The following is a 19,920-nucleotide window of genomic DNA, read 5'->3' as shown; positions in this document are numbered from 1 at the left end:
ATAATTTGAACGACGAACGGGTGATGACACACCTTCTATTCGACCTTCTGCTATACTTTGGACGGTTTAACGGGTGGTGAGACGGCTCCTATTCGACCTTCTGTCTTACTTTGCGCGACGAACGGACGATGTGACGCTTCCTCTTTTCTTTTTTACATAAAAAAAGACCTTGTCCAGGACAAAGTCTCTATCTTATCTTCTCAATACTTCAATTTCTTTAAAATCTTCAGCGATCACTGTACGGGGAAACAGTGTGCAGGCTTCTTCTTCAAGGGTAGGCCAGTGAGACGGCTCGTACCTTGAGCTTATATGTGTGAGGCAAAGCTGGTGCACATCGGCTTGATTTGCGACTTCTGCTGCTTGAGTGGTCGTTGAGTGAAAATATTCGTAAGCCATTTCTTCTTCTCCGCTTGCAAACGTCGCTTCATGAATAAGGAGGTCTGCTTGCTGAGCGAGATTGATTGCTGCCTGGCAAATTCTTGTATCGCCAAGGATGGTGACAATTCTCCCTTTCTGGTCTGGTCCCACGTAGCGTGCGGGATCAATGACCGTGCCATCATCTAAAGTTACTGCTTCGCCTGCTTTAATTCGTTTAAAAATAGGTCCTGGCTTGATACCGTCGGCTATGAGCTTATCAGCCATGAGCGTACCTGGGAGATTTTTTTCTACTACACGATAGCCATAAGAAGGAATGCCGTGTTCGAGAAGCTTTGCCTCTACTGTAAATTGGTCATCCTCAAAGATGATGCCTTCTTCAATTTCTACAATCTTTAGCGGGTATTTTAAGTAGGTTTGGCTAATCGTTAGCGATATATTAATATAGTCTTTTAACCCTTTTGGGCCGTAGACTGTCACTGGTGACGTTCCGCCTTGAAAGGAGCGGCTCGATAAAAAGCCAGGCAGCCCATATAGGTGGTCGCCGTGCAGATGAGTAATAAATACTTTTTCTATCCTCCTCGGCTTAATGCTCGTATGTAAAATCTGATGCTGAGTGGCTTCGCCGCAATCAAACAGCCAAATGGCTCCCCGTTCCTCGAGCAGCTTTAATGCGATGCTTGTTACATTGCGCAGCTTAGCAGGCACCCCTGCCCCCGTTCCTAAAAAAAATGCTTTCAATTTATTTTACTTCCCTTCTCTATCCTCGTTATCTCCATCATACTACATTACATTCATTCGGCTAAAGCCGCAAAGCGAATTTCCGATATAAAAAGGTTGCCGTTTTTGCATTTAAACGATAAAATTTAATATTTGAGTGGGTATATTTATTTTTTAAGAGATGAACCTAAAAATGGCGAACTTTTTACATAGAAAGGACTTTCATTGTGAATAATTCTGAGAAACCAACTGCATTAATTATGATTTTCGGGGCAACAGGCGACCTTGCCAAACGCAAGTTATTTCCGTCTCTTTACCGTTTATACAAAAGAGGAAAATTATCCGAGCGCTATGCTGTTATTGGAGTCGCTAGACGTGAACTGACAAACGATGCCTTTCAAGAGAGTGTAAGGTCCTCCGTTCAGGACGCCATAAAGGATCATGATGGTTTAGATGAGTTTATTTCTCATTTTTATTACCATTCTCATGATGTCACTGATTCCAGCTCATATCTAGCATTAAAAACAATGGCGAATCAATTGGATGAGAACTATCATCTTGAAGGCAACCGCATCTTTTATTTAGCGATGGCTCCGGAATTTTTCGGTACGATTGCTGAACACCTTAAATCAGATGGGCTGACAGATGTTGCCGGCTTTAAACGCTTAGTCATTGAAAAGCCGTTCGGACGGAGTTTAGCGTCTGCGAAAGTATTGAATGATCAATTGCGCCAAGCATTTTCTGAAGATGAGGTTTACCGGATTGACCACTATTTAGGAAAAGAAATGGTACAAAACATTGAGGTCATCCGTTTTGCCAATGCGATTTTTGAACCGTTATGGAACAATCGCTATATCTCTAATATTCAAGTCACATCAAGCGAGGTGCTTGGGGTAGAGGAACGCGGACGCTATTATGAAAAAAGCGGCGCACTTCGGGATATGGTGCAAAACCATATGCTGCAAATGGTCGCTCTCCTGGCAATGGAACCGCCCATACGTCTAAATACCGATGAAATCAGAGCGGAAAAAGTGAAAGTTTTCCGCGCGATGAAGCCTCTTGAAGGCGATGCTGTAAAAGAAAACTTCGTTCGCGGACAATATGGCCGCGGATTGGTGAACAATGAAGAAGTTAAAGGCTATCGCGAGGAACCAATGGTCGATGCGGAATCCAATACAGAAACTTATGTAGCTGGAAAATTAACGATTGATAATTTCCGTTGGGCGGGTGTGCCATTCTATATTCGCACCGGTAAGAAAATGGCAGCCAAATCAACGAAAATTGTTATTCAATTTAAAGATATTCCAATGAACCTTTATTATCAAACAGAAAAAACATTAAATCCGAATCTGCTCGTTATTCATATTCAGCCAGAAGAAGGAATTACTCTATACTTAAATGCGCAAAAGACCGGAGAGCATATGGATGCTACACCAGTGAAATTGAACTTCTCCAATAACTGCATAGACCATATGAATACGCCTGAAGCATATGAAAGATTATTATATGATTGCATGCGCGGCGATGCAACCAACTTTGCTCATTGGGATGAAGTTGCCCTTTCTTGGAGCTTTGTTGATAAAATCTCTGAGATTTGGGAAGGAACGAAAGCTGACAACTTCCCTAACTATGAGGCAAATACAATGGGGCCAAAAGAAGCGGATGAATTACTGGAAAGAGACGGCTTTTTCTGGTGGCCAGTCGATCATCCACAATATAAATAATGTGTAAGCCGAATGCATCCAACAGTTTCCTTTACTTTAACTGTTGGATGCTTTTTTGCTTTGCATTCTAAACAAAAACATAGCACTTCCGACATTCACCCATAACTAAGAAGATAGATTAGGAAATTCATCTATCGCCTGTGCTTGCTTTTGCATTCAAAGAAGCAGGCAAACTTTTTAAAACCGCATTGCGAACAGCAACTGCCAGCCCATTTTCGAGCTGGGATTTTTTACGAGCTGCCAGCATTGAAATTTGTTCTTTTAATTGTTTCTTTCGATCTGCATGAGCCACTTGAATCCGCTAGTAGAAAGTTAAGGTGACCATATATTTTTAAACCTCAGTTTTAACCCTTTTTGTTTAATAAATAACCATCACTCCTGATAAGAGTTAAATTCTGTCATAATAAAATGGTTTTTGGGAGATATTTAAATAAAAAGGAGGTTGAATATGAATAACAATCACCATGCTAAACTTGCGTCTTCTGAAATATTTGCTCTTTGGAATACATATGTTAACGAAACGATGGCACTATGCGTATTAAAATACTTTCTTGAAACGGTAGAAGATCCGGAAATAAGTGAAGTTTTAAAAAATGCAAAAAGCTTTTCAGAAGAAAACATTAAGATGGTCAAGGATATTTTCAAAGCAGAAAACTTTCCTGTGCCCCAAGGGTTCACTGATGAAGATGTAAATATCAATGCGCCTAAACTTTTTTCAGATGAATTTATGCTTTACTATGCTCATTTAGTTGGTAACGTTACTGCTAATGTCGATGTATCTATGACCTTTTGTTCTGTACGTAAAGATTTACGGGAATTCTTTACAACATGTATAAATTCATCTATAGGAATATATAACCAATCGATGGATGTACTGCTATCAAAGGGAATATACCCGCGCTCACCTGCTATCCCTATACCTGAACATATAGAAATGATTCAAAAGAAAAGCTTCCTCTCTGGTTGGTTTGGAGAGCAACGTCCATTAAGTGTAAATGAAATGACTATGCTGTATTACAATCATTGGCGGAATGCAGTGGGCTATGCATTATCAACTGGTTTTTCTCAAGTAACTTCTTCTAAACAAGCTAGAGATTATTTCGTACATGGAGCTGAAATTGCAAATCATGTAATGGATGTTACTAGAAAATTCATGGATGAAAGCAACCTGATTATTTCGGGTCTCACTAATATCATGCCGACCAATTCAACTACTTCTCCTTTTTCAGATAAGCTGTTAACCTATCATATCGCTGCATTAGGCGGGATTGGAATTGGCTATTATGGTATGAGTATAGGATTAAGCGCTAGAAGGGATATTGGAGTAGCTTATTCAAGACTTATGATTGAGACAATGGAATATTCGCAGCAAGGATACAGCATTATGATCGAAAACGAATGGATTGAGCAGCCTCCTCTTGCACCGGATCGAAAAAAACTGTCGGAAAAGTAAGGTTGTGTGGCTGAAATGGAAAAGCTATTTTGGAGCATTGCCTTACCTGGGTTCGGTCAATTATTAAATGGAAGATATGTAAAGGGATTTGTTTTCATAGCATTGGAGGTTTTAATTAATGTGCTATCAAATTTTAATGAAATCATCATGCTAAGTTTTCAAGGTGACATACAAGGAGCGATTTTAAAAGCAGACTATCAATGGCTTATGTTCTATCCGTGCTTATATTTTTTTGCAATGTGGGACGCCTTTAAAGACGATAAAAAGAGCATGTCCCGGTATGCTTTTTTGCCTTTTGCATTTTCTGCTGGTTCTGTGACAATTGGTTTAATGTATTCTTCTGATTTTAAATTGTTTGGTTTGCTGCTTGGTCCGGTTTTTTTACCGATGTTATTTGTTTTGCCGGGATTAATAGTTGGTTTTCTTATTTGGTATTTACTATCATATTTTAATACTAAGAGGTCTACTTAGCTAGGACTAAAAAATAGACCTCTTCAACCTTGGTAACTGGCACAATATTCCTAATTATCCCTTTTAACAAAGATTTTTCTTTTCCCTCAACTAGCAATTAGGTCTACAATTAACCATGAATTCCCTGTCTCTATTTCACTGGTTATTGGCGCTAATCCCTTGTATGTTCAATCAGCCAACAATCTCGATATTCACCTTCATGAAGTTCATGTTTAGGGAGGATTTTCACTTTTTTAAAGCCGCACTTCTCGTAGCACCTTAATGCTCTTAAATTACGTACTTGAGGGTCCATAATTACCTTATCCGCTTTCTCATGCTCATATAAGAACGAAACAACCGATGAGACTAGCAAGGTTCCAACTCCTCTATTCCAATATTCAGTTTCACCTATAAATTGATCGATTCCATATATATTACCAAAACTATAACCAAAATTTTCTTTTGTGATTTTATCTATCTTGTAATACTGCACATATCCAATAGGTTTACTTTCAAACTCTACGATGCATTTTACTTCATCCTCTTCACAATCAAAAAATACATTATTAACTTTATTTAAATCAAAGGCGTTGTCTCGACCTTCATAATATTCAAGAACTGATGAATCTGAGAGCCATTTTACCAATAGATGCTGATCATTATCATTCATCTTTCTAACCTTTAATCCCTTGTTTTCAATCAATTTGATTCCCCTAAAATTATTGTTTTAACTTATGATAAATAAAGTTGATACATCATCGTTTCTTCATCAATTGACCTTGCACTTTCAAACGCTTCCTGCTGGCTTTTATGATTATTTATCATTTCATACATAAAATTTATAAGAAAAATCAAATTAGAATTACCGTCAATATAATCATTCGGGCCCATATAGGAGTGACATCCGCATTTTAAAAATGCAGCTGCGGTGGATTCTATTCCTAATGTACAACCTGTTGATATGACTTTCATGCTTTTTAGTTTTGCAAAGCGAATGACGTCTCCTTCATCAAAAAACTCTCCTCTTGGCTCGTCAGGTTCATAAATCTCCTCGCCAAGCTCAGGCAAACAAAACCTTCCTTCATCTCCATGAAAGTTTAGAATTAGATAATCAACTTTAGCATCGCGATCTTCGCCTGACAGCACATCAATTAGATCATTTGGTCTTCCAATCCAATGGACTGTCACCCTTGCACCAAAATATTCAAGTGTTGACCTTAATGCATATGATTCGATTTCGCAATTCGGGCCAACAACTAAGCTAATATACATTTCTGGCTTGCTCATTCTATCATTCCTTTCCATTTTTAATGACTATATTTTGATCATAACACGTTGGCAAAAAATACTAAAAAAGATTGCTATTGAATCGGTCTTTTGTAATTTGAGAGCGTTTAATAAACAGAGACAAAATAAATGCGATTATGGCAAAACCAAAAACCTATCATAACGTTGTGTATACCTGACACCATTGCATCAGATATTTGTGCGGGATCAGTTGGATTAGTAGATTGCTCTAAGAAATTGCGTTGCCAAGATGCCATAATATTTATGAAGAACGCAACTAGTGGATAAAATGGCTCTTTCAATTTTAATTGACGTACGACAAATAAAAAAAGTGAGATAAACCCAATTATAATAAATCTGTAAACATGCAGGCTAACATAGAAAAAAAGCTTCCAATCAACAAGGATATGATGATTGGAAGCTTTTTTACATCTTTTCTACTATCATCCGAATGCGCTGAAAATGCCGAAGCTGGAGGATTCATAAATAACCTCCTTTCAAGTTATTTTATAGACTATTATTTAGTTTTTTCACTTCATTATTGGCATTCCGCTTGTCAAACTGATACCGATAAACTAAAAATACAAAAATAATAAGAAAGGACATAATAATAAAAATATTACTGTATATATGAGCAGCATGATTTGTAATGAAAGGGTTCAATTGTAGCGTAGTTGTGCCCTTATCTAGCAGCTTTCCTACCACACTCATTGCAAACGCACCAGAGATAAAATTGATCATCGATAGCATTCCCATGCCTACACCAGTTTCTTCTTTTGCTAATGTTCTCGAAATACTATTCGACATCGATATCTGCATAAAAGTCTGCCCAACATTGCCTAATATTAGGATGAAGGCAATAATATAGGCAGAGGCCCCAATAAAGGTCGACAGTAGAAAGAAGGAGAGGCAAATTAAAATAGAAGCAACAAAGACAAGTGTCGTATTTCCGCGCGTGTCAGCCAACCTTCCACCCTTTCTGCCCATGATAGCTGCCGCAACGGCAGCTGGTACTAACACAAAACCAATGCTCGCAGGGGATAAGGCATTCAGTGCGGCTAAAAATTGTGGAGTCATGAATGTCATGCTAAAGCTCATTGCTGTCGTCATAAATGCCAGCATTAATCCGATTGTGAATTTTTTATTTCCAAATAGACTTGGATTAATAAATGGTTCTTTCGCTTTGTTAATATGAATGATGAAAACAGCCAAAAATACAAGCGCTGCAAGGAATAGCCAAGCGTTCAATTGCACAATTGCAAGTAAAAACGATGAAACCGATACAGCTAATAGCAGCCCGCCAAGAATATCTATACGACCTGTTTTCCCTCTTGTGTTGTCTAAATACATCCGAAAGAAAGGTAAGGTCAAAAGCGGTAGCAAGGAAATAACAAACATCAGTCTCCAGCTGCCAAAGCTAGTGATTAATCCTGCTACTACAGGTCCTAAAGCATTGCCAAGGGCCAGTCCAATTGCAGAAGTTCCAAGTGCGCGTCCCCTCTGCTCAGGAGCAAAATAACGAACTGGTATGATCATTGCCGTTGCAGGCAGAACAGAAGCTCCTGCTGCTTGGATTACACGCCCTAAAATGATGAGCCAATATTCCGTAGCTAATAATCCAAGCAATGAACCAAGAGCAAAAACAATTAACCCATATGTCAGTAAATCTTTCAGCCGGTATTTATCCGCTAATTTCCCCATAACGATAGAACCGATTGCATAGACAACCATGTAACTGGTCATGATCCAACTGACCTGTGATGGAACTAAAGTGAACTCATTGCCTATTTCAGGGAGAGCGACATTAAACATTGTCCCGTTCATAACTGAGAAAATGAGCGTGACAACTAGAACTCTTAACAATTTATTTGCATTCTTCGATGATGTATCTGTCATAAACTTAACCCCTTTTCATTTCGCACTCATAAAGAGTATTCTCATAATGAGTATCCTCAGTATTTTATAATACTGAGGATACTCATTATTTTTCATATAGTCAAGTTACAAACTTCATTAAGTAACAAAAAAGATGGTTTTAAATAACTTTTTCATAGTTAAGTTAATTGTATGCCCGCAAGAATTAAAGCAAAAGCCATAAGAATCGCAGCTGGCATCATTTTATTAATCGGATCTTTAGAACGAATATGGAACATGATTGCTCCTAACATAATGCATGCAAGCCATAATGCTGACAGCGTAAGTATTCCTTTATTCCAGAAGCCAATGATTAATCCAGCTACTCCTATTAAGGCAATCCAGCCGGTTACTACTCGGAACCATTGAGGCAATCTTAAGTAAGCAAAGGTTTCTACTTGCATTTGCGCCCCCTTAATTTTACCTAAACCTGAAAAGAAAAATGCAAAAATTAATAAAAGCTGAAGTACTAATGATACAATATACATATGGTCTCCCCCGTAAATGATTATTTTTAACAACTATAAACAACTATTTTAATTTCATCCTGAACACCTCTCTCCAATTTTATATTCTACAATCCGTAGATTTAAAATATTTATTGTGAGTCAATAATATAATGAGGTTGCTCACAGAAATGAGAATATATAATTTATAGGTATATGTCAAGGAGGTATTTAAAATAATGGACTCAAACAACCCACTTGCGATAGACATTATTCATATTTTAATGAGATCCAGCAATTACATTCAAAGAGAATTTCAATCACAGTTGACAGCTTTTAATACACCCTTTCAAATAACGGGCCCTAGATTACGCGTTCTATCAGTTGTTGCTGAAAACGGTAAAATCAGGATGAATGAGCTGGCTGCTAAATTAGGTGTAAAAGCACGTACAGTTACCGATTTTGTAGATGCTCTTGAGCACGAAAAACTTCTTATTCGTATTCCTGATCCTACCGATCGAAGAGCTATACTGATTCAACTTACTGAGCTCGCTCAAGCCCATCTTGAGGAAATACTCTCTTATCAAAATAAAGTAGCAGACAACGTTTTAGAGAATCTCTCTGTAGAACAACGCAATCAGTTTTACGAGCTTCTTTTACAATTAATTAAAGATAAAAAAATCCCTGATTCATGTGATGAATCGGAAAGTTGAAAATTAAAGCCCTGACGGATGAACCTTACTATATTCCATTTGTAGTAAGGTTTTTCTTTCCTGAAACAGATCAATACTGCCTTCATTCTACGTTGGGCAATATCGGAATTTCATTGGTCAAGCATAGCTTTTATTTGAAAATCCAGATAAAAATAGAGTAAGCACATGACGGTTATCAAGCGCTTACTCTATTCCTTGTCGTTGTTTCTATTTATTTGCAGGAAGTCCTTGTTAAAGCTTGTGCTTGTGCCAATGTTTGCCTGTTTCTTTTGGATGTCGGAAAGCGCGGCCGCGTTTTCGATGATTTTACTGCCGTATTTTTCTCTTAATTTTTCCAGCGTATGATAAAGCGGCTCCTTCTTTGCTTCCTTTTCGAAATTGAATAGGTTTAACTGCTTTACAGCATGGCCCTGTTCAACTAAATCGGTTCCTGTTACACCGAGCAGCCGGACTGAATTTCCATTCCAATGCTTTTGGAACAACTGCTTGCTGACGGTGAAAATTTCCTCAGTGGCTTGTATCGGATTGTTTATTTTTTTGCTGCGTGTAATTGTTTTGCGATCTTTGTAACGAATGGTAATACTTACGCCTGTTGCGAGAACTTTTTTTCTTTTTAGCCGGATGGAGACCTTCTCTGCTAACTCTTTCAATACTTTATGAAGCTCTTTTTGGTTGCTAATATCCCGCGGCAATGTCGTAGAGTTGCCGACGCTTTTAAACTCTTCCGCTGCCTCCGGATCAACTGGACGGTTATCTTCGCCATTTGCTTTATCCTTCAAGCGCTTCCCGTTAATGCCAAGTGCCATTTTAAGTGTCATATCATTCGCTTTGGCGAGCTCGCCAATTGTTTTTATGTTTAAGCTTCTCAGCTTTTCACCTGTCTTTTTGCCTACTCCATGCATTTCTTCTACATCCAGCGGCCACAATATAGCTGGCACATCTCGCTTCCTCAATATGGTAATGCCCATTGGCTTTTTCATATCAGAGGCCATTTTCGCTAAAAATTTATTTGGTGCTACACCGATGCTGCATGGCAGGTCAAGCTGCTCGATTACTCTTCTTTGAATCATTTCTGCAATTTCTATCGGCGACCCATGAGCATAGCTATTCGTTATATCCATATAGCCCTCATCAATTGAGACAGGTTCAACAAGATCAGAATAATTCCCAAGAATTTCAAACATTCCTATTGATGCAGCCCTATATCGCTCAAAGTTTGGCCGCATAATGATTAGCTGGGGACAAAGCTTTTTTGCTTCCCATAATGGCATTGTGGTTTTTACCCCAAATTTTCTAGCTTCATAGCTGCAAGTAACGATGATTCCCCTTCTTTCCTCGGGATTGCCGGCGATAGCAAGCGGCTTTCCCCTTAATGAAGGATCATAAGCCATTTCTACAGAAGCATAGAAACTATTCATATCAACATGCAAAATCACTCTGCCATTTTTAGGATACATTTGCTTCATACAAAGCACACTTCCCTGTTTGTTGTTTACCGTTATTATACCAAATAAAAATAGTTTAAGTTGCCTGCTGCTCTTGTTTTAATTCATTTATGTATGAGTCTATTTCTTCCATCCCCTCAAGTGTGCGAATGAACGCAGCAGTATCAATGACTGTAATTAATCTCGCATTCAGATTTGCTACCCCAGCCATATACGATAATTCAAAGTGGGCTAATAGATCTATTTTCTCAATTTGATTAGAGGAAATTTCAATGATTTCCTTCGTATCCGCGACAAGCAAGCCGTATTCAAAGCCTTCTCCTTGTAAAACTAAAGTACGTACCTCATCTTCTATCGCAAGTGATTGATGATAAAAGATATCTTTAATATCAAGAACAGGTACAAGATGGCCGCGCGATAAGGTAATTCCTTTCACATAGCTTGGCAGATGCGGAACAGGTGAAATATTCTCAACTCTTTCAATCGCAATCACTCTGTCGATGTCTATCGCATACTCTTCATTATTAACACGAAAAACAATATATTTACCGCTTTCCTTCATGTAAAAATCCCCTTTCAAAACGTTCGCTTATAGTAGAAATATATCATAGTTTCACTTAATCAACTAGAATACTAAATAGGTATTTATACCTATACTTTTTATAGTGATAGGAGCGCCTCTCAAAACTTCCTTAAACCTGCAGAGATACTCATTTTAAATAAAAATGAACGGTTTGGGATTTCACGAGCTAACTAAACGGTTCGAGCGTCGAGCCGTTTTGTAGCTGAATCCAGTTCTAATTATTGGAAAATCAAATGATTGGAGTTTTCTATGAAAAGGACGAACATATTTATTCTATTATTGGGGACGGTTATATCGAAAGAATATTTTGGGGCTTGGCTGTACTTTATTTCGGTTCCAGTTTCTCTATCTATGACCATTATTGGCTTGGCTGTACTCTATTTCGGTTCCAGTTATGCAATCTATGACCGTTTTTGAATGACTGCACCCTATTTTGATTCCAGTTTCTCTATCATGACCATTTTTGGCTTGGCTGCACTCTATTTCGGTTCCAGTTATACAATCTATGACCGTTTTTGACTGGACTGCAACCTATTTTGGTTCCAGTTATGCAATCTATGACCGTTTTTGACTGGACTGCAACCTATTTCGGTTCCAGTTATGCAATCTATGACCGTTTTTGGCTGGACTGCACTCATTTCGGTTCCAGTTATACAAACTATGACCACTTTTTGCCTACCTCCGCCCCATGTCGGTTCCAGTTTCTCAATCTATGACCGTTTTTTAGTTCACTGTACTCAATTTGAGTCCATTTAAACTTAAAATCGCGGAATGAGTGTCACTAGAAAACTCTTTCAAAATGGCTATATTTAAGAGCATTTGAAAATGTAGAGTAGTTTGAAGAAAAGTTAAGCAACTATATCATAACAAATTAAAGAACGGAGTCCAGTACAAACCGGACCCAGTGCACAATTGCATCACGCTCTTGACCTTTAGTGCCTCACTATTACCGCAGGGAGTCCAGCTTATCTCAAAATTTTGAGGCAGCCTTTCAAGGCTGCCTCATAGTGTTATTAATTATTCAGCCACTTCTTCAATGATTGCAATAACCATTTCTGCAAGCTTATTCAGCTCTTCGATTGGCATGCGCTCATTTGTTGTGTGAATTTCTTCATATCCTACAGCTAAGTTTACTGTTGGGATATCAAATCCGGCGATGACGTTCGCATCGCTCCCGCCGCCGCTATGAAGCAACTCTGAAGGTCTGCCGATTTTTGCTGCAGCTTTCTTTGCAATTTCCACCACATGGTCACCTTCGCCAAATTTAAAGCCAGGATACATCACTTCAATCTCAACTTCTGCACGGCCGCCCATTTCTTCAGCAGCACTTTCAAAAGCGTCTTTCATTTTTGCCACTTGTGCTTCCATTTTTTCTGTAATAAGTGAACGAGCTTCCGCCAGCACATCAACATGATCGCAAACGATATTCGTTTGCTTACCGCCTTCGAAACGGCCAATATTCGCAGTCGTTTCTTCATCAATACGCCCTAATGGCATTCTGGAAATCGCTTTTGATGCCATCGTAATCGCAGAAATTCCTTTTTCAGGTGCAACACCAGCATGGGCAGTTTTTCCAATAATTGTCGCTCTCACTTTTGCTTGTGTAGGTGCAGCAACGATAATATTGCCAACTTTTCCATCACTATCAAGCGCATAGCCGAATTTAGCTTTCATTAATGAAGGATCCAATGCTTTTGCACCAAGTAAACCAGATTCTTCACCTACCGTTATCACAAACTGGATTGTGCCGTGAGCGATGTTTTGCTCTTTTAAAACCTTCACGATTTCAAGCATAACCGCCAGTCCAGTTTTATCATCTGCCCCTAATATCGTTGTGCCATCTGTAACAACATATCCATCTTTAATTGACGGTTTTACGCCGTTGCCTGGCACAACTGTATCCATATGTGAAGTGAAGTAGATCGGGTCGACACCTTCTTTTGTTGCTTGAAGGGTGCAAATTAAGTTGCCTGCACCATGTCCAGTCACTGCAGTTGTATCGTCCTCATACACTTCTACACCTAGATCACGAAATTTCTTCTTTAACACCTTTGCAATTTGTGTTTCAAATTTTGTTTCCGAATCAATTTGTACAAGCTCTAGAAATTCGTTTAATAATCTTTCCTCGTTAATCATTAATTATAAACCCCCAACTTTATGGAAAATCTTGAAACATATCAGTTACTAGATATCCGCTTATCAATATAAGTATACTCCTAAGCGTTTTTATCAGCAAATGAGATTTTCACGGCAGATTCACGGGAAAATCCCGTTGCCTTAAAACAGTTGTTGTAGCTGCCCCGTATATGCATAATCGATCAACTTTGAGTCAGCGCTCACTCTTACACTTTATAAAGGAATATTTCCATGTTTTTTATAAGGACGAGATTCCTTTTTATTTCTTAGCATTTCTAGTGCTTGGATGATTTTAATTCTTGTTTCGCGCGGATCAATCACATCATCCACCATTCCTCTGCTTGCGGCTACGTATGGATTAGCAAACTTTTCACGGTATTCCTCTATTTTTTGTGCTCTTGTTGCCTCTGGGTCTTCACTGCCAGCAATTTCTTTAGCAAAAATGATATTGGCAGCACCTTGTGGACCCATGACAGCGACTTCTGCATTCGGCCATGCAAACACTAAATCCGCTCCAATTGACTTACTGTTTAATGCCACATAAGCTCCACCAAATGCCTTTCGTAATATAACAGTCAGCTTAGGGACTGTTGCTTCTGAATAAGCGTAGAGAATCTTTGCGCCGTGGCGAATAATCCCGCCATGCTCTTGTTTAATTCCAGGGAAGAAACCAGTTACGTCCTCAAACGTGATTAAAGGGATATTAAATGAATCACAGAAGCGGATAAATCTGGCGGCTTTATCCGAAGAATCAATATCAAGGCCCCCCGCCATTACTTTAGGCTGGTTGCAAACGAGTCCGACTGATTCCCCTTTCACGCGCGCAAGACCGACGACGATATTTTTAGCAAAATCAGGCTGGACTTCCATAAATGAATCTTGATCGACTACTTGATCGATTACTTTGCGGACATCATAAGGCCGAATCGCATCAAATGGAATAATATCAGTTAAGTCTGGACGATAGTCATCGTTTTCGTCCACATCGGCTATCGGCGGCTTCTCTTCATTATTTTGCGGCAAATAGCTTAACAGATGACGCACTTGTGCAATGACTTCTTCTTCTGTTTCTCCTTTAAAATGGGCATTCCCGCTAATTGTATTATGTACTTTCGCTCCGCCTAAATCTTCAGCTGTAATCTTTTCGCCTGTTACCGTTTCGATAACCTTCGGCCCTGTAATAAACATTTGGCTCGTTTTTTCTACCATAAAAACAAAATCAGTGATTGCAGGAGAATATACGGCACCGCCGGCACAAGGGCCCATGATGACTGAGATTTGCGGAATAACACCTGAATAAATCGAGTTGCGATAAAAAATATGGCCATAGCCATCTAAAGAAACAACGCCTTCCTGGATTCTTGCTCCGCCAGAATCATTGAGCCCGATAAATGGCGCACCGTTTTCAGCCGCTAAATCCATAACATTCACTATTTTCTTCGCATGCATCTCACCGAGCGCTCCGCCGAATACTGTAAAATCCTGTGAAAACAAGAAAATTGGACGGCCATTTACTTTCCCGTATCCTGTTACGACTCCGTCACCAGGACCCTTTTGCTGTTCTAGACCAAAATCTGTGCTGCGGTGTTCGATAAAAGGGTTCAACTCTACAAAGCTGCCTGGATCAACTAGCAAATCAATCCGCTCTCTCGCAGTCAGCTTTCCCTTCTCATGCTGCTTTTCGATTCTTTCATCTCCTCCGCCAAGCTCGACTTCCCTGCGGCGGTCATAAAGTTCATTAATTTTCTCATAGATGTCTGCCATATTTACTTCATTCCTTTCTTTTCACAAAGTTCATATAAGACACTTCCAGTAGATTTTGGATGCATAAAGGCAACATGTGCCCCACCAGCTCCAATTTTGGGTTCATCTTGAATCATTCTAATGCCGTGCATTTTCATGTCATCAATGCGAGCTTGGATAGAATCGACACCTAGTGCTACATGATGAAGGCCTTCCCCGCGTTTCTCAATGAACTTTGCTACAGCGCTTTCATCATTTTGCGGCTCGAGCAGTTCAAGTTTTGTTTCGCCAGCCTTTAAAAAAGCGACCTTGATTCCTTCGCTTTTCACTTCTTCAATGCCTAGTAAAGGAAGCTGTAAGATGTCCGTGTAAAAGGGTAAGGCCTCATCCAAGGATTTTACCGCAATGCCAATATGATCAATTTTCTTTATCATGATTCTCCCCCTTTAAACTTGCAAAAAATCGCATATTTTCTGACTATATTTAATTATAATAATAATCTCTTAATCTGTCGAATGTCCTTAATCTAATTGCGAGCGGTTGTTCATTTTTATTTTTCCTAGTAAAATAGAGTGAAGAGTTTTTCATAGAAAGGGTGAAATCATTTGTCAAAAAAAGCAATTAAAATTGTTGTCTATTTAATGATTTTTGTCATGCTCGCATCTACTTTACTCATGGGATTAACGATGCTGTTCTAATATATTTGGCTCGTATGAAAAAAAGGACAGCTCAGCACTCTTCTCGATAGAGAATGCTGAGCTGTCCTTTTTATTTTATCTGTCACCATTTTTACTTTATTGCGCCGTAGTCCTTGCCCAATTGTTCAAAGCTCTTTTCGGTTGACGTGATTAATATTTTTGAGCCAATCGGCACCTTGTCAAACAGCGATTCAACCGCTGCATTTTGCAGCCTAATGCAGCCATTTGATACATATTTGCCAATTGATTCAGGGTTATTTGTGCCGTGAATCCCGTAGATTCTTCCATCTGTATTTAATGCATCAAATCCGAGCCAGCGAGTGCCTAACGGATTTGCAGGATCGCCGCCTTTTATTTCTTTTTTGCGATAATAAGGCTCCTTCGCTTTCACTGTGAAAGTAAACAGTCCCTCAGGCGTCAGTTTCTCTTCTTTTCCTGTCGCAGCCGGCAGAACCGTTTGCACTTGATTATCATCAATAAAGGCAACCTCATTACTTGTTTTATTGACGATAATAAACGGATCTCCAGGTAGAGGATTTTGTCCAAGCGGCCATAGCGGTGATAGGGTAAATGCAATGAAAAGTGAATAAACAAGTTGAAGCAAAAAATCACACCTCTCTTGTTTTTTACTTTTATTGTTCTCCAGCTGCCTTTGTTTGATTCATTTTGCGGCTGCCCTTAAGGCCAGCAAATTTGCTTTTTATAATTAAATATTCTTCCATTTCCTTTGTGAAATAAAGGAGGTCTGCACGCGCTTCAAACTCCTCACGAGTTTTTGGCAGCTCCATTTTAGCAAACTCAGCCCTCATATCATGTAATTTATTAATGAAAATACTGGCAGTATTTCCCGGGTGAATATTTTCTGACAGCTCTTCAATAAAGTCAGCAATTGTCTCAGCCTGCTCAACATATTGATCAATGGATGTCACAATAGGAAGAACGTGCTCAATGATTTCAAATTGTTTTTCTCTCATTTTGAAGTAGCTGTAATATAAGCTTTCATTTCGCAATACATGATTTTCCACTTCTCTAAAAGCCAATGCTTTCGCTTCTTCGATTAATGTATACGTTTCAGTAATTTCACGCCCATCCCAATTGCTTTCATTTGTGCGCAAATAAATAACGATTTCATCAAACATTCTTTTAAAGTTCTGTTCGATCTCCACTTGATATTCCTTCAGCTTTATATCCAGACTAGGCATGTAAAGATTGGCAAGTAATGCTACGCCCACCCCAATAAGAATGATGCCTAATTCATTGACAATCAGTTCTGCAGTTACTTGCTCCGCTGCATAAATATGAATGATGATAACAGCGCTCGTTACAATGCCATCGCTCGCTTTAAGCATAACTGCTGTTGGAATAAATAGCAGCAGCACTAGGCCAATAATTAGCGGGTGGTAGGCGAGCAACTCAAAAAGCAACGAAGCGATAATAAGCGCAAGGATACAGGCAAATATTCGGTCCCACGATGCTCTTAATGAATCTTTTTTCGTCACTTTCACACATAGAATCGTTAGTATTCCTGCTGAAACATAATTATCCAATCCAGCCATCTGTGCAATCATTATAGCGATCGAAGCACCTAATGCTGTTTTTACTGTACGGTAGCCAATTCTAAATTTCATGCATTTGCTCCTCATGAATGTCTATATTCGTGCATATTTGTATTCTGATTTTATATCGAAAAAAATTCAGTGCTTTCAAATCCTTCTCTTTTAACCTCCATAGAGTCTTATAAAGGTTTCGACAATATGATAAAAAATATGGGGATTGCTTTCATATTTTTTCAGGAAAAATAAAGAAAAGATGATCAATTGTATGATCATCTTTAATAGGATATCTCTTTTAGAGCATTTTTTGCAAGAAATCTTTCGCACGCATCGATTTTGGCTCGGTAAAAAATTGTTTTGGCGGTGCATCCTCGACAAGTACGCCTCCATCTAAAAACAGCACACGATCAGCTACTTCACGCGCAAATCCCATCTCATGCGTCACGATAGCCATTGTCATGCCTGTATGCGCCAAATTTTTCATTACATCCAGCACTTCCTTTACCATCTCAGGGTCGAGGGCGGAAGTTGGTTCATCAAACAGCATGACTTCCGGCTCCATTGCAAGTGCACGTGCGATTGCCACACGCTGTTTTTGGCCACCTGATAATTTATTCGGATACTCATTTGCTTTCACAGCCAGTCCAACCTTTTCCAACAGGTCCATGCCAACTTTTTCTGCTTCCTGCTTTGAAAGGCCTTTTACTTTCATAGGGGCGTAAGTCAAGTTTTCCATCACTGTCTTATGCGGAAATAAGTGGAAATGCTGAAACACCATTCCTACATTTTGCCTTACCTTCATAATATCTGTTTTTTTATTTGTAATATCGTGTTCATTAATGAGGATGTGACCGCTCGTTGGTTCTTCAAGCTTATTAATGCAGCGAAGGAAAGTGGACTTTCCTGAACCTGATGGACCGATGATGGCCACTACTTCTCCGTCATTAATTGTCGTTGTTATTCCCTTTAACACTTCATTGCTTCCAAATGATTTGTGGAGATTGCTAATTTTAATCACTTGTTCTCAACCTCCTTTCGATCACTTTACCTAATAATGTTAGTACCGTTACCATGATGTAATAAATAATACCGGCTAAAAGCAGCGGTTCAAAAAATTTAAATTGATCGGCTCCTACTTGGTAAGCTCTGCGCATCACATCCATTACACCGATTGTAGTCACTAATGCTGATTCCTTCGTCAATGTGATGAATTCATTCATTAATGCTGGCAAAATATTTTTCATCGCCTGAGGGAGGATAATATTTAACATAGTTGGACGATATGGAACACCGAGTGCCATTGCTGCTTCTTTTTGTCCCTTATCTACCGCTAATATCCCAGCGCGGATTATTTCTGAGATGTAGGCAGCAGAATTTAGCGCAAATGCTGCTACTGCAGCTACTATCGGTTCAATTTGATAGCCAAAAATCTGTGGCGAACCAAAATAAATAATCATTAATTGTAGTATTAAAGGTGTTCCACGGAAGATGGAAGTATAAGCATCTGCAAGCCAGTTTAGCACCTTTATCGAGCTAATCTTACATAAGGATAAAATGACACCAAGCAAAAACCCTAATATACCTGCCAGACATACAATTTGCAGCGTTACACCAATACCTTTTAATATGAAGGGCAGAGAAGGGAGGACCGAAGTAAAATCTAAGTTCATTGTCATGCAATTCCTCTCAAAATTATTTTTATCTCCCTTAACTCTTTGAATCGGGAATGCCCGTAATAGTTAATGAATTGATTAAGGGAAAAGACGTCCAGAAGAAAATTCTTCTGAACGCCTGTCATTATATTTACTCGCCGGAGAACCATTTAGTTATGATTTCGTCCAGCTCGCCGTTGTCAATCATTTCTTGAAGGGCCTTATTGAATTCCTCCGTTAACTCACTGTCCTTCGGCAATGCAATCGCATATCCGCCGTCAGCATCTTCAACTGTAAAGCCTTCAAGCTCTTTATCTTTTTCAAAGAAGCCTTGTGCGACAGTATCTTCAATGATGGCTGCATCAAAACGGCCAGCCTTAATTTCCTGGATTAGTTCAGGGATACGATTGCGGTTTTCTACTTTCATATCCACTTCTTCCGTTAAATCTTTCGCCTTTGTTTCCTGAATTGATCCAAGCTGAACACCGACAGTTTTTCCTTCAAGGTCCTCTAATGATGTAATGTCGCTGCCTTTTTTAGAAACAATCATATGTTTAGAAGTATAATAGATTTCACTGAAATCAACATTTTTCTTTCTATCTTCAGTTGCTGACATTGCTGATAAAACAAAGTCAACCTGTCCAGATTGAAGCGCTTGAATTAATCCGCCGAAATCCATATCTCTTACTTCAAATTCGTAGCCAAGCTTCTCAGTTACAGCTTTAGCAATATCAATATCAACGCCTATGATTTCATCGCTTTTTGCTGTATCAATATATTCAAACGGCGGATAGTCCGCTGAAGTACCCATAATTAATTTTTTCTTGCCTTCTTCCCCTTCACCTGAACCGTTTGCACTATCGCTTGTCCCACATGCAGCAAGAAAACCTGCAAGCAGAACAAATACTGCTGCTAAAGAGAACCACTTCTTTTTCATACCTTCTCCTCCTAAAAATCTTATATTATTAAAATTATTTTCTCTATTTCGTTGATTAATATTTATTCATCTAGTTGTATTTTAACACATT

The 19,920-nt window shown here is 39.0% G+C and carries 23 protein-coding genes; 6 read left to right on the top strand and 17 right to left on the bottom strand.

Annotated features, from left to right (window positions below):
* Positions 1–192: 192 nt before the first annotated feature.
* The gene (rnz, locus tag CWS20_RS25350) at positions 193–1,116 is read right to left on the bottom strand and encodes a ribonuclease Z (RefSeq protein WP_066200954.1); all 924 of its coding nucleotides are present in this window, start codon (positions 1,114–1,116) and stop codon (positions 193–195) included.
* 239 nt (positions 1,117–1,355) lie between these two features.
* Between rnz and zwf the strand changes: the two genes are divergently transcribed.
* Entirely contained in the window at positions 1,356–2,819 is a 1,464-nt protein-coding gene (gene zwf, locus CWS20_RS25345) for a glucose-6-phosphate dehydrogenase (RefSeq protein ID WP_066201880.1), read from the top strand.
* A 127-nt stretch (positions 2,820–2,946) separates the two neighbouring features.
* Here zwf and CWS20_RS28265 read toward each other — a convergent pair whose 3' ends face one another.
* Entirely contained in the window at positions 2,947–3,111 is a 165-nt protein-coding gene (locus CWS20_RS28265) for a hypothetical protein (protein WP_157090556.1), read from the bottom strand.
* Positions 3,112–3,267: 156 nt separating this feature from the next.
* On the opposite strand from CWS20_RS28265, the gene CWS20_RS25340 reads away from it, so the two are divergent.
* Complete coding sequence (locus CWS20_RS25340) at positions 3,268–4,272, top strand: DUF3231 family protein (protein WP_066200957.1); 1,005 nt, start codon at positions 3,268–3,270, stop codon at positions 4,270–4,272.
* A gap of 15 nt (positions 4,273–4,287) precedes the next feature.
* A complete protein-coding gene (locus tag CWS20_RS25335) occupies positions 4,288–4,743 on the top strand; it encodes a hypothetical protein (RefSeq protein WP_066200960.1) in 456 nt (151 codons plus the stop codon).
* Between the two features lie 151 nt (positions 4,744–4,894).
* Here CWS20_RS25335 and CWS20_RS25330 read toward each other — a convergent pair whose 3' ends face one another.
* The 5 genes from CWS20_RS25330 to CWS20_RS25315 form a co-directional block, all read right to left on the bottom strand.
* The gene (locus tag CWS20_RS25330) at positions 4,895–5,425 is read right to left on the bottom strand and encodes a GNAT family N-acetyltransferase (RefSeq protein WP_066200963.1); all 531 of its coding nucleotides are present in this window, start codon (positions 5,423–5,425) and stop codon (positions 4,895–4,897) included.
* Positions 5,426–5,454: 29 nt separating this feature from the next.
* Positions 5,455–6,009: a delta-aminolevulinic acid dehydratase gene (locus CWS20_RS25325; protein ID WP_066200965.1), complete on the bottom strand. Its 555-nt coding sequence runs from the start codon at positions 6,007–6,009 to the stop codon at positions 5,455–5,457.
* Between the two features lie 346 nt (positions 6,010–6,355).
* Positions 6,356–6,493 carry a hypothetical protein gene (locus CWS20_RS28260; RefSeq protein WP_157090557.1) on the bottom strand — a complete coding sequence of 46 codons (138 nt, stop codon included), beginning with the start codon at positions 6,491–6,493 and terminating at the stop codon, positions 6,356–6,358.
* 23 nt (positions 6,494–6,516) lie between these two features.
* Entirely contained in the window at positions 6,517–7,905 is a 1,389-nt protein-coding gene (locus CWS20_RS25320; RefSeq protein ID WP_066200968.1) for an MFS transporter, read from the bottom strand.
* Positions 7,906–8,063: 158 nt separating this feature from the next.
* Positions 8,064–8,411 carry a DoxX family protein gene (locus CWS20_RS25315; RefSeq protein WP_066200971.1) on the bottom strand — a complete coding sequence of 116 codons (348 nt, stop codon included), beginning with the start codon at positions 8,409–8,411 and terminating at the stop codon, positions 8,064–8,066.
* A 197-nt stretch (positions 8,412–8,608) separates the two neighbouring features.
* Here CWS20_RS25315 and CWS20_RS25310 point away from each other — a divergent pair, with 197 nt between their 5' ends.
* Positions 8,609–9,082: a MarR family winged helix-turn-helix transcriptional regulator gene (locus CWS20_RS25310; protein ID WP_066200974.1), complete on the top strand. Its 474-nt coding sequence runs from the start codon at positions 8,609–8,611 to the stop codon at positions 9,080–9,082.
* A gap of 188 nt (positions 9,083–9,270) precedes the next feature.
* Here the strand turns inward: CWS20_RS25310 and CWS20_RS25305 are convergent, their stop codons facing one another.
* Together CWS20_RS25305 and CWS20_RS25300 are read right to left on the bottom strand one after the other, a co-directional pair.
* Positions 9,271–10,548, bottom strand: a complete 1,278-nt coding sequence (locus CWS20_RS25305; RefSeq protein ID WP_066200977.1) for a DNA polymerase IV — start codon at positions 10,546–10,548, stop codon at positions 9,271–9,273.
* Between the two features lie 55 nt (positions 10,549–10,603).
* A complete protein-coding gene (locus CWS20_RS25300) occupies positions 10,604–11,089 on the bottom strand; it encodes a chemotaxis protein CheW (protein ID WP_066200980.1) in 486 nt (161 codons plus the stop codon).
* A 270-nt stretch (positions 11,090–11,359) separates the two neighbouring features.
* On the opposite strand from CWS20_RS25300, the gene CWS20_RS28255 reads away from it, so the two are divergent.
* A complete protein-coding gene (locus CWS20_RS28255; protein ID WP_157090558.1) occupies positions 11,360–11,527 on the top strand; it encodes a hypothetical protein in 168 nt (55 codons plus the stop codon).
* 600 nt (positions 11,528–12,127) lie between these two features.
* Here CWS20_RS28255 and CWS20_RS25295 read toward each other — a convergent pair.
* The 3 genes from CWS20_RS25295 to mce form a co-directional block, all read right to left on the bottom strand.
* The gene (locus CWS20_RS25295; RefSeq protein ID WP_066200982.1) at positions 12,128–13,246 is read right to left on the bottom strand and encodes a tripeptidase T; all 1,119 of its coding nucleotides are present in this window, start codon (positions 13,244–13,246) and stop codon (positions 12,128–12,130) included.
* A gap of 213 nt (positions 13,247–13,459) precedes the next feature.
* Positions 13,460–15,010, bottom strand: a complete 1,551-nt coding sequence (locus tag CWS20_RS25290) for an acyl-CoA carboxylase subunit beta (protein WP_066200985.1) — start codon at positions 15,008–15,010, stop codon at positions 13,460–13,462.
* A 2-nt stretch (positions 15,011–15,012) separates the two neighbouring features.
* Positions 15,013–15,426: a methylmalonyl-CoA epimerase gene (gene mce / locus CWS20_RS25285; RefSeq protein WP_241504265.1), complete on the bottom strand. Its 414-nt coding sequence runs from the start codon at positions 15,424–15,426 to the stop codon at positions 15,013–15,015.
* A 168-nt stretch (positions 15,427–15,594) separates the two neighbouring features.
* On the opposite strand from mce, the gene prli42 reads away from it, so the two are divergent.
* A complete protein-coding gene (gene prli42 / locus CWS20_RS25280; protein WP_101226426.1) occupies positions 15,595–15,687 on the top strand; it encodes a stressosome-associated protein Prli42 in 93 nt (30 codons plus the stop codon).
* A gap of 91 nt (positions 15,688–15,778) precedes the next feature.
* Here the strand turns inward: prli42 and CWS20_RS25275 are convergent, their stop codons facing one another.
* The 5 genes from CWS20_RS25275 to CWS20_RS25255 form a co-directional block, all read right to left on the bottom strand.
* Positions 15,779–16,291, bottom strand: a complete 513-nt coding sequence (locus tag CWS20_RS25275) for a L,D-transpeptidase (RefSeq protein ID WP_066200992.1) — start codon at positions 16,289–16,291, stop codon at positions 15,779–15,781.
* Between the two features lie 28 nt (positions 16,292–16,319).
* Positions 16,320–17,315 (bottom strand): aromatic acid exporter family protein, encoded by a 996-nt coding sequence (locus tag CWS20_RS25270; protein WP_066200995.1) that lies wholly within the window; start codon positions 17,313–17,315, stop codon positions 16,320–16,322.
* Between the two features lie 220 nt (positions 17,316–17,535).
* Entirely contained in the window at positions 17,536–18,258 is a 723-nt protein-coding gene (locus CWS20_RS25265; protein WP_066200997.1) for an amino acid ABC transporter ATP-binding protein, read from the bottom strand.
* Entirely contained in the window at positions 18,251–18,910 is a 660-nt protein-coding gene (locus CWS20_RS25260; protein ID WP_066201882.1) for an amino acid ABC transporter permease, read from the bottom strand. The genes CWS20_RS25265 and CWS20_RS25260 overlap by 8 nt, the downstream gene beginning before the upstream one ends.
* Before the next feature lie 133 nt (positions 18,911–19,043).
* A complete protein-coding gene (locus tag CWS20_RS25255; protein WP_066200999.1) occupies positions 19,044–19,829 on the bottom strand; it encodes a transporter substrate-binding domain-containing protein in 786 nt (261 codons plus the stop codon).
* Positions 19,830–19,920: the final 91 nt, after the last annotated feature.

It is taken from the genome of Cytobacillus horneckiae (genome assembly GCF_002835735.1).
In the GTDB taxonomy this organism is placed as follows: Bacteria; Bacillota; Bacilli; order Bacillales; family Cytobacillaceae; genus Cytobacillus; species Cytobacillus horneckiae.
This window is presented reverse-complemented; position numbering and strand designations above follow the sequence as displayed.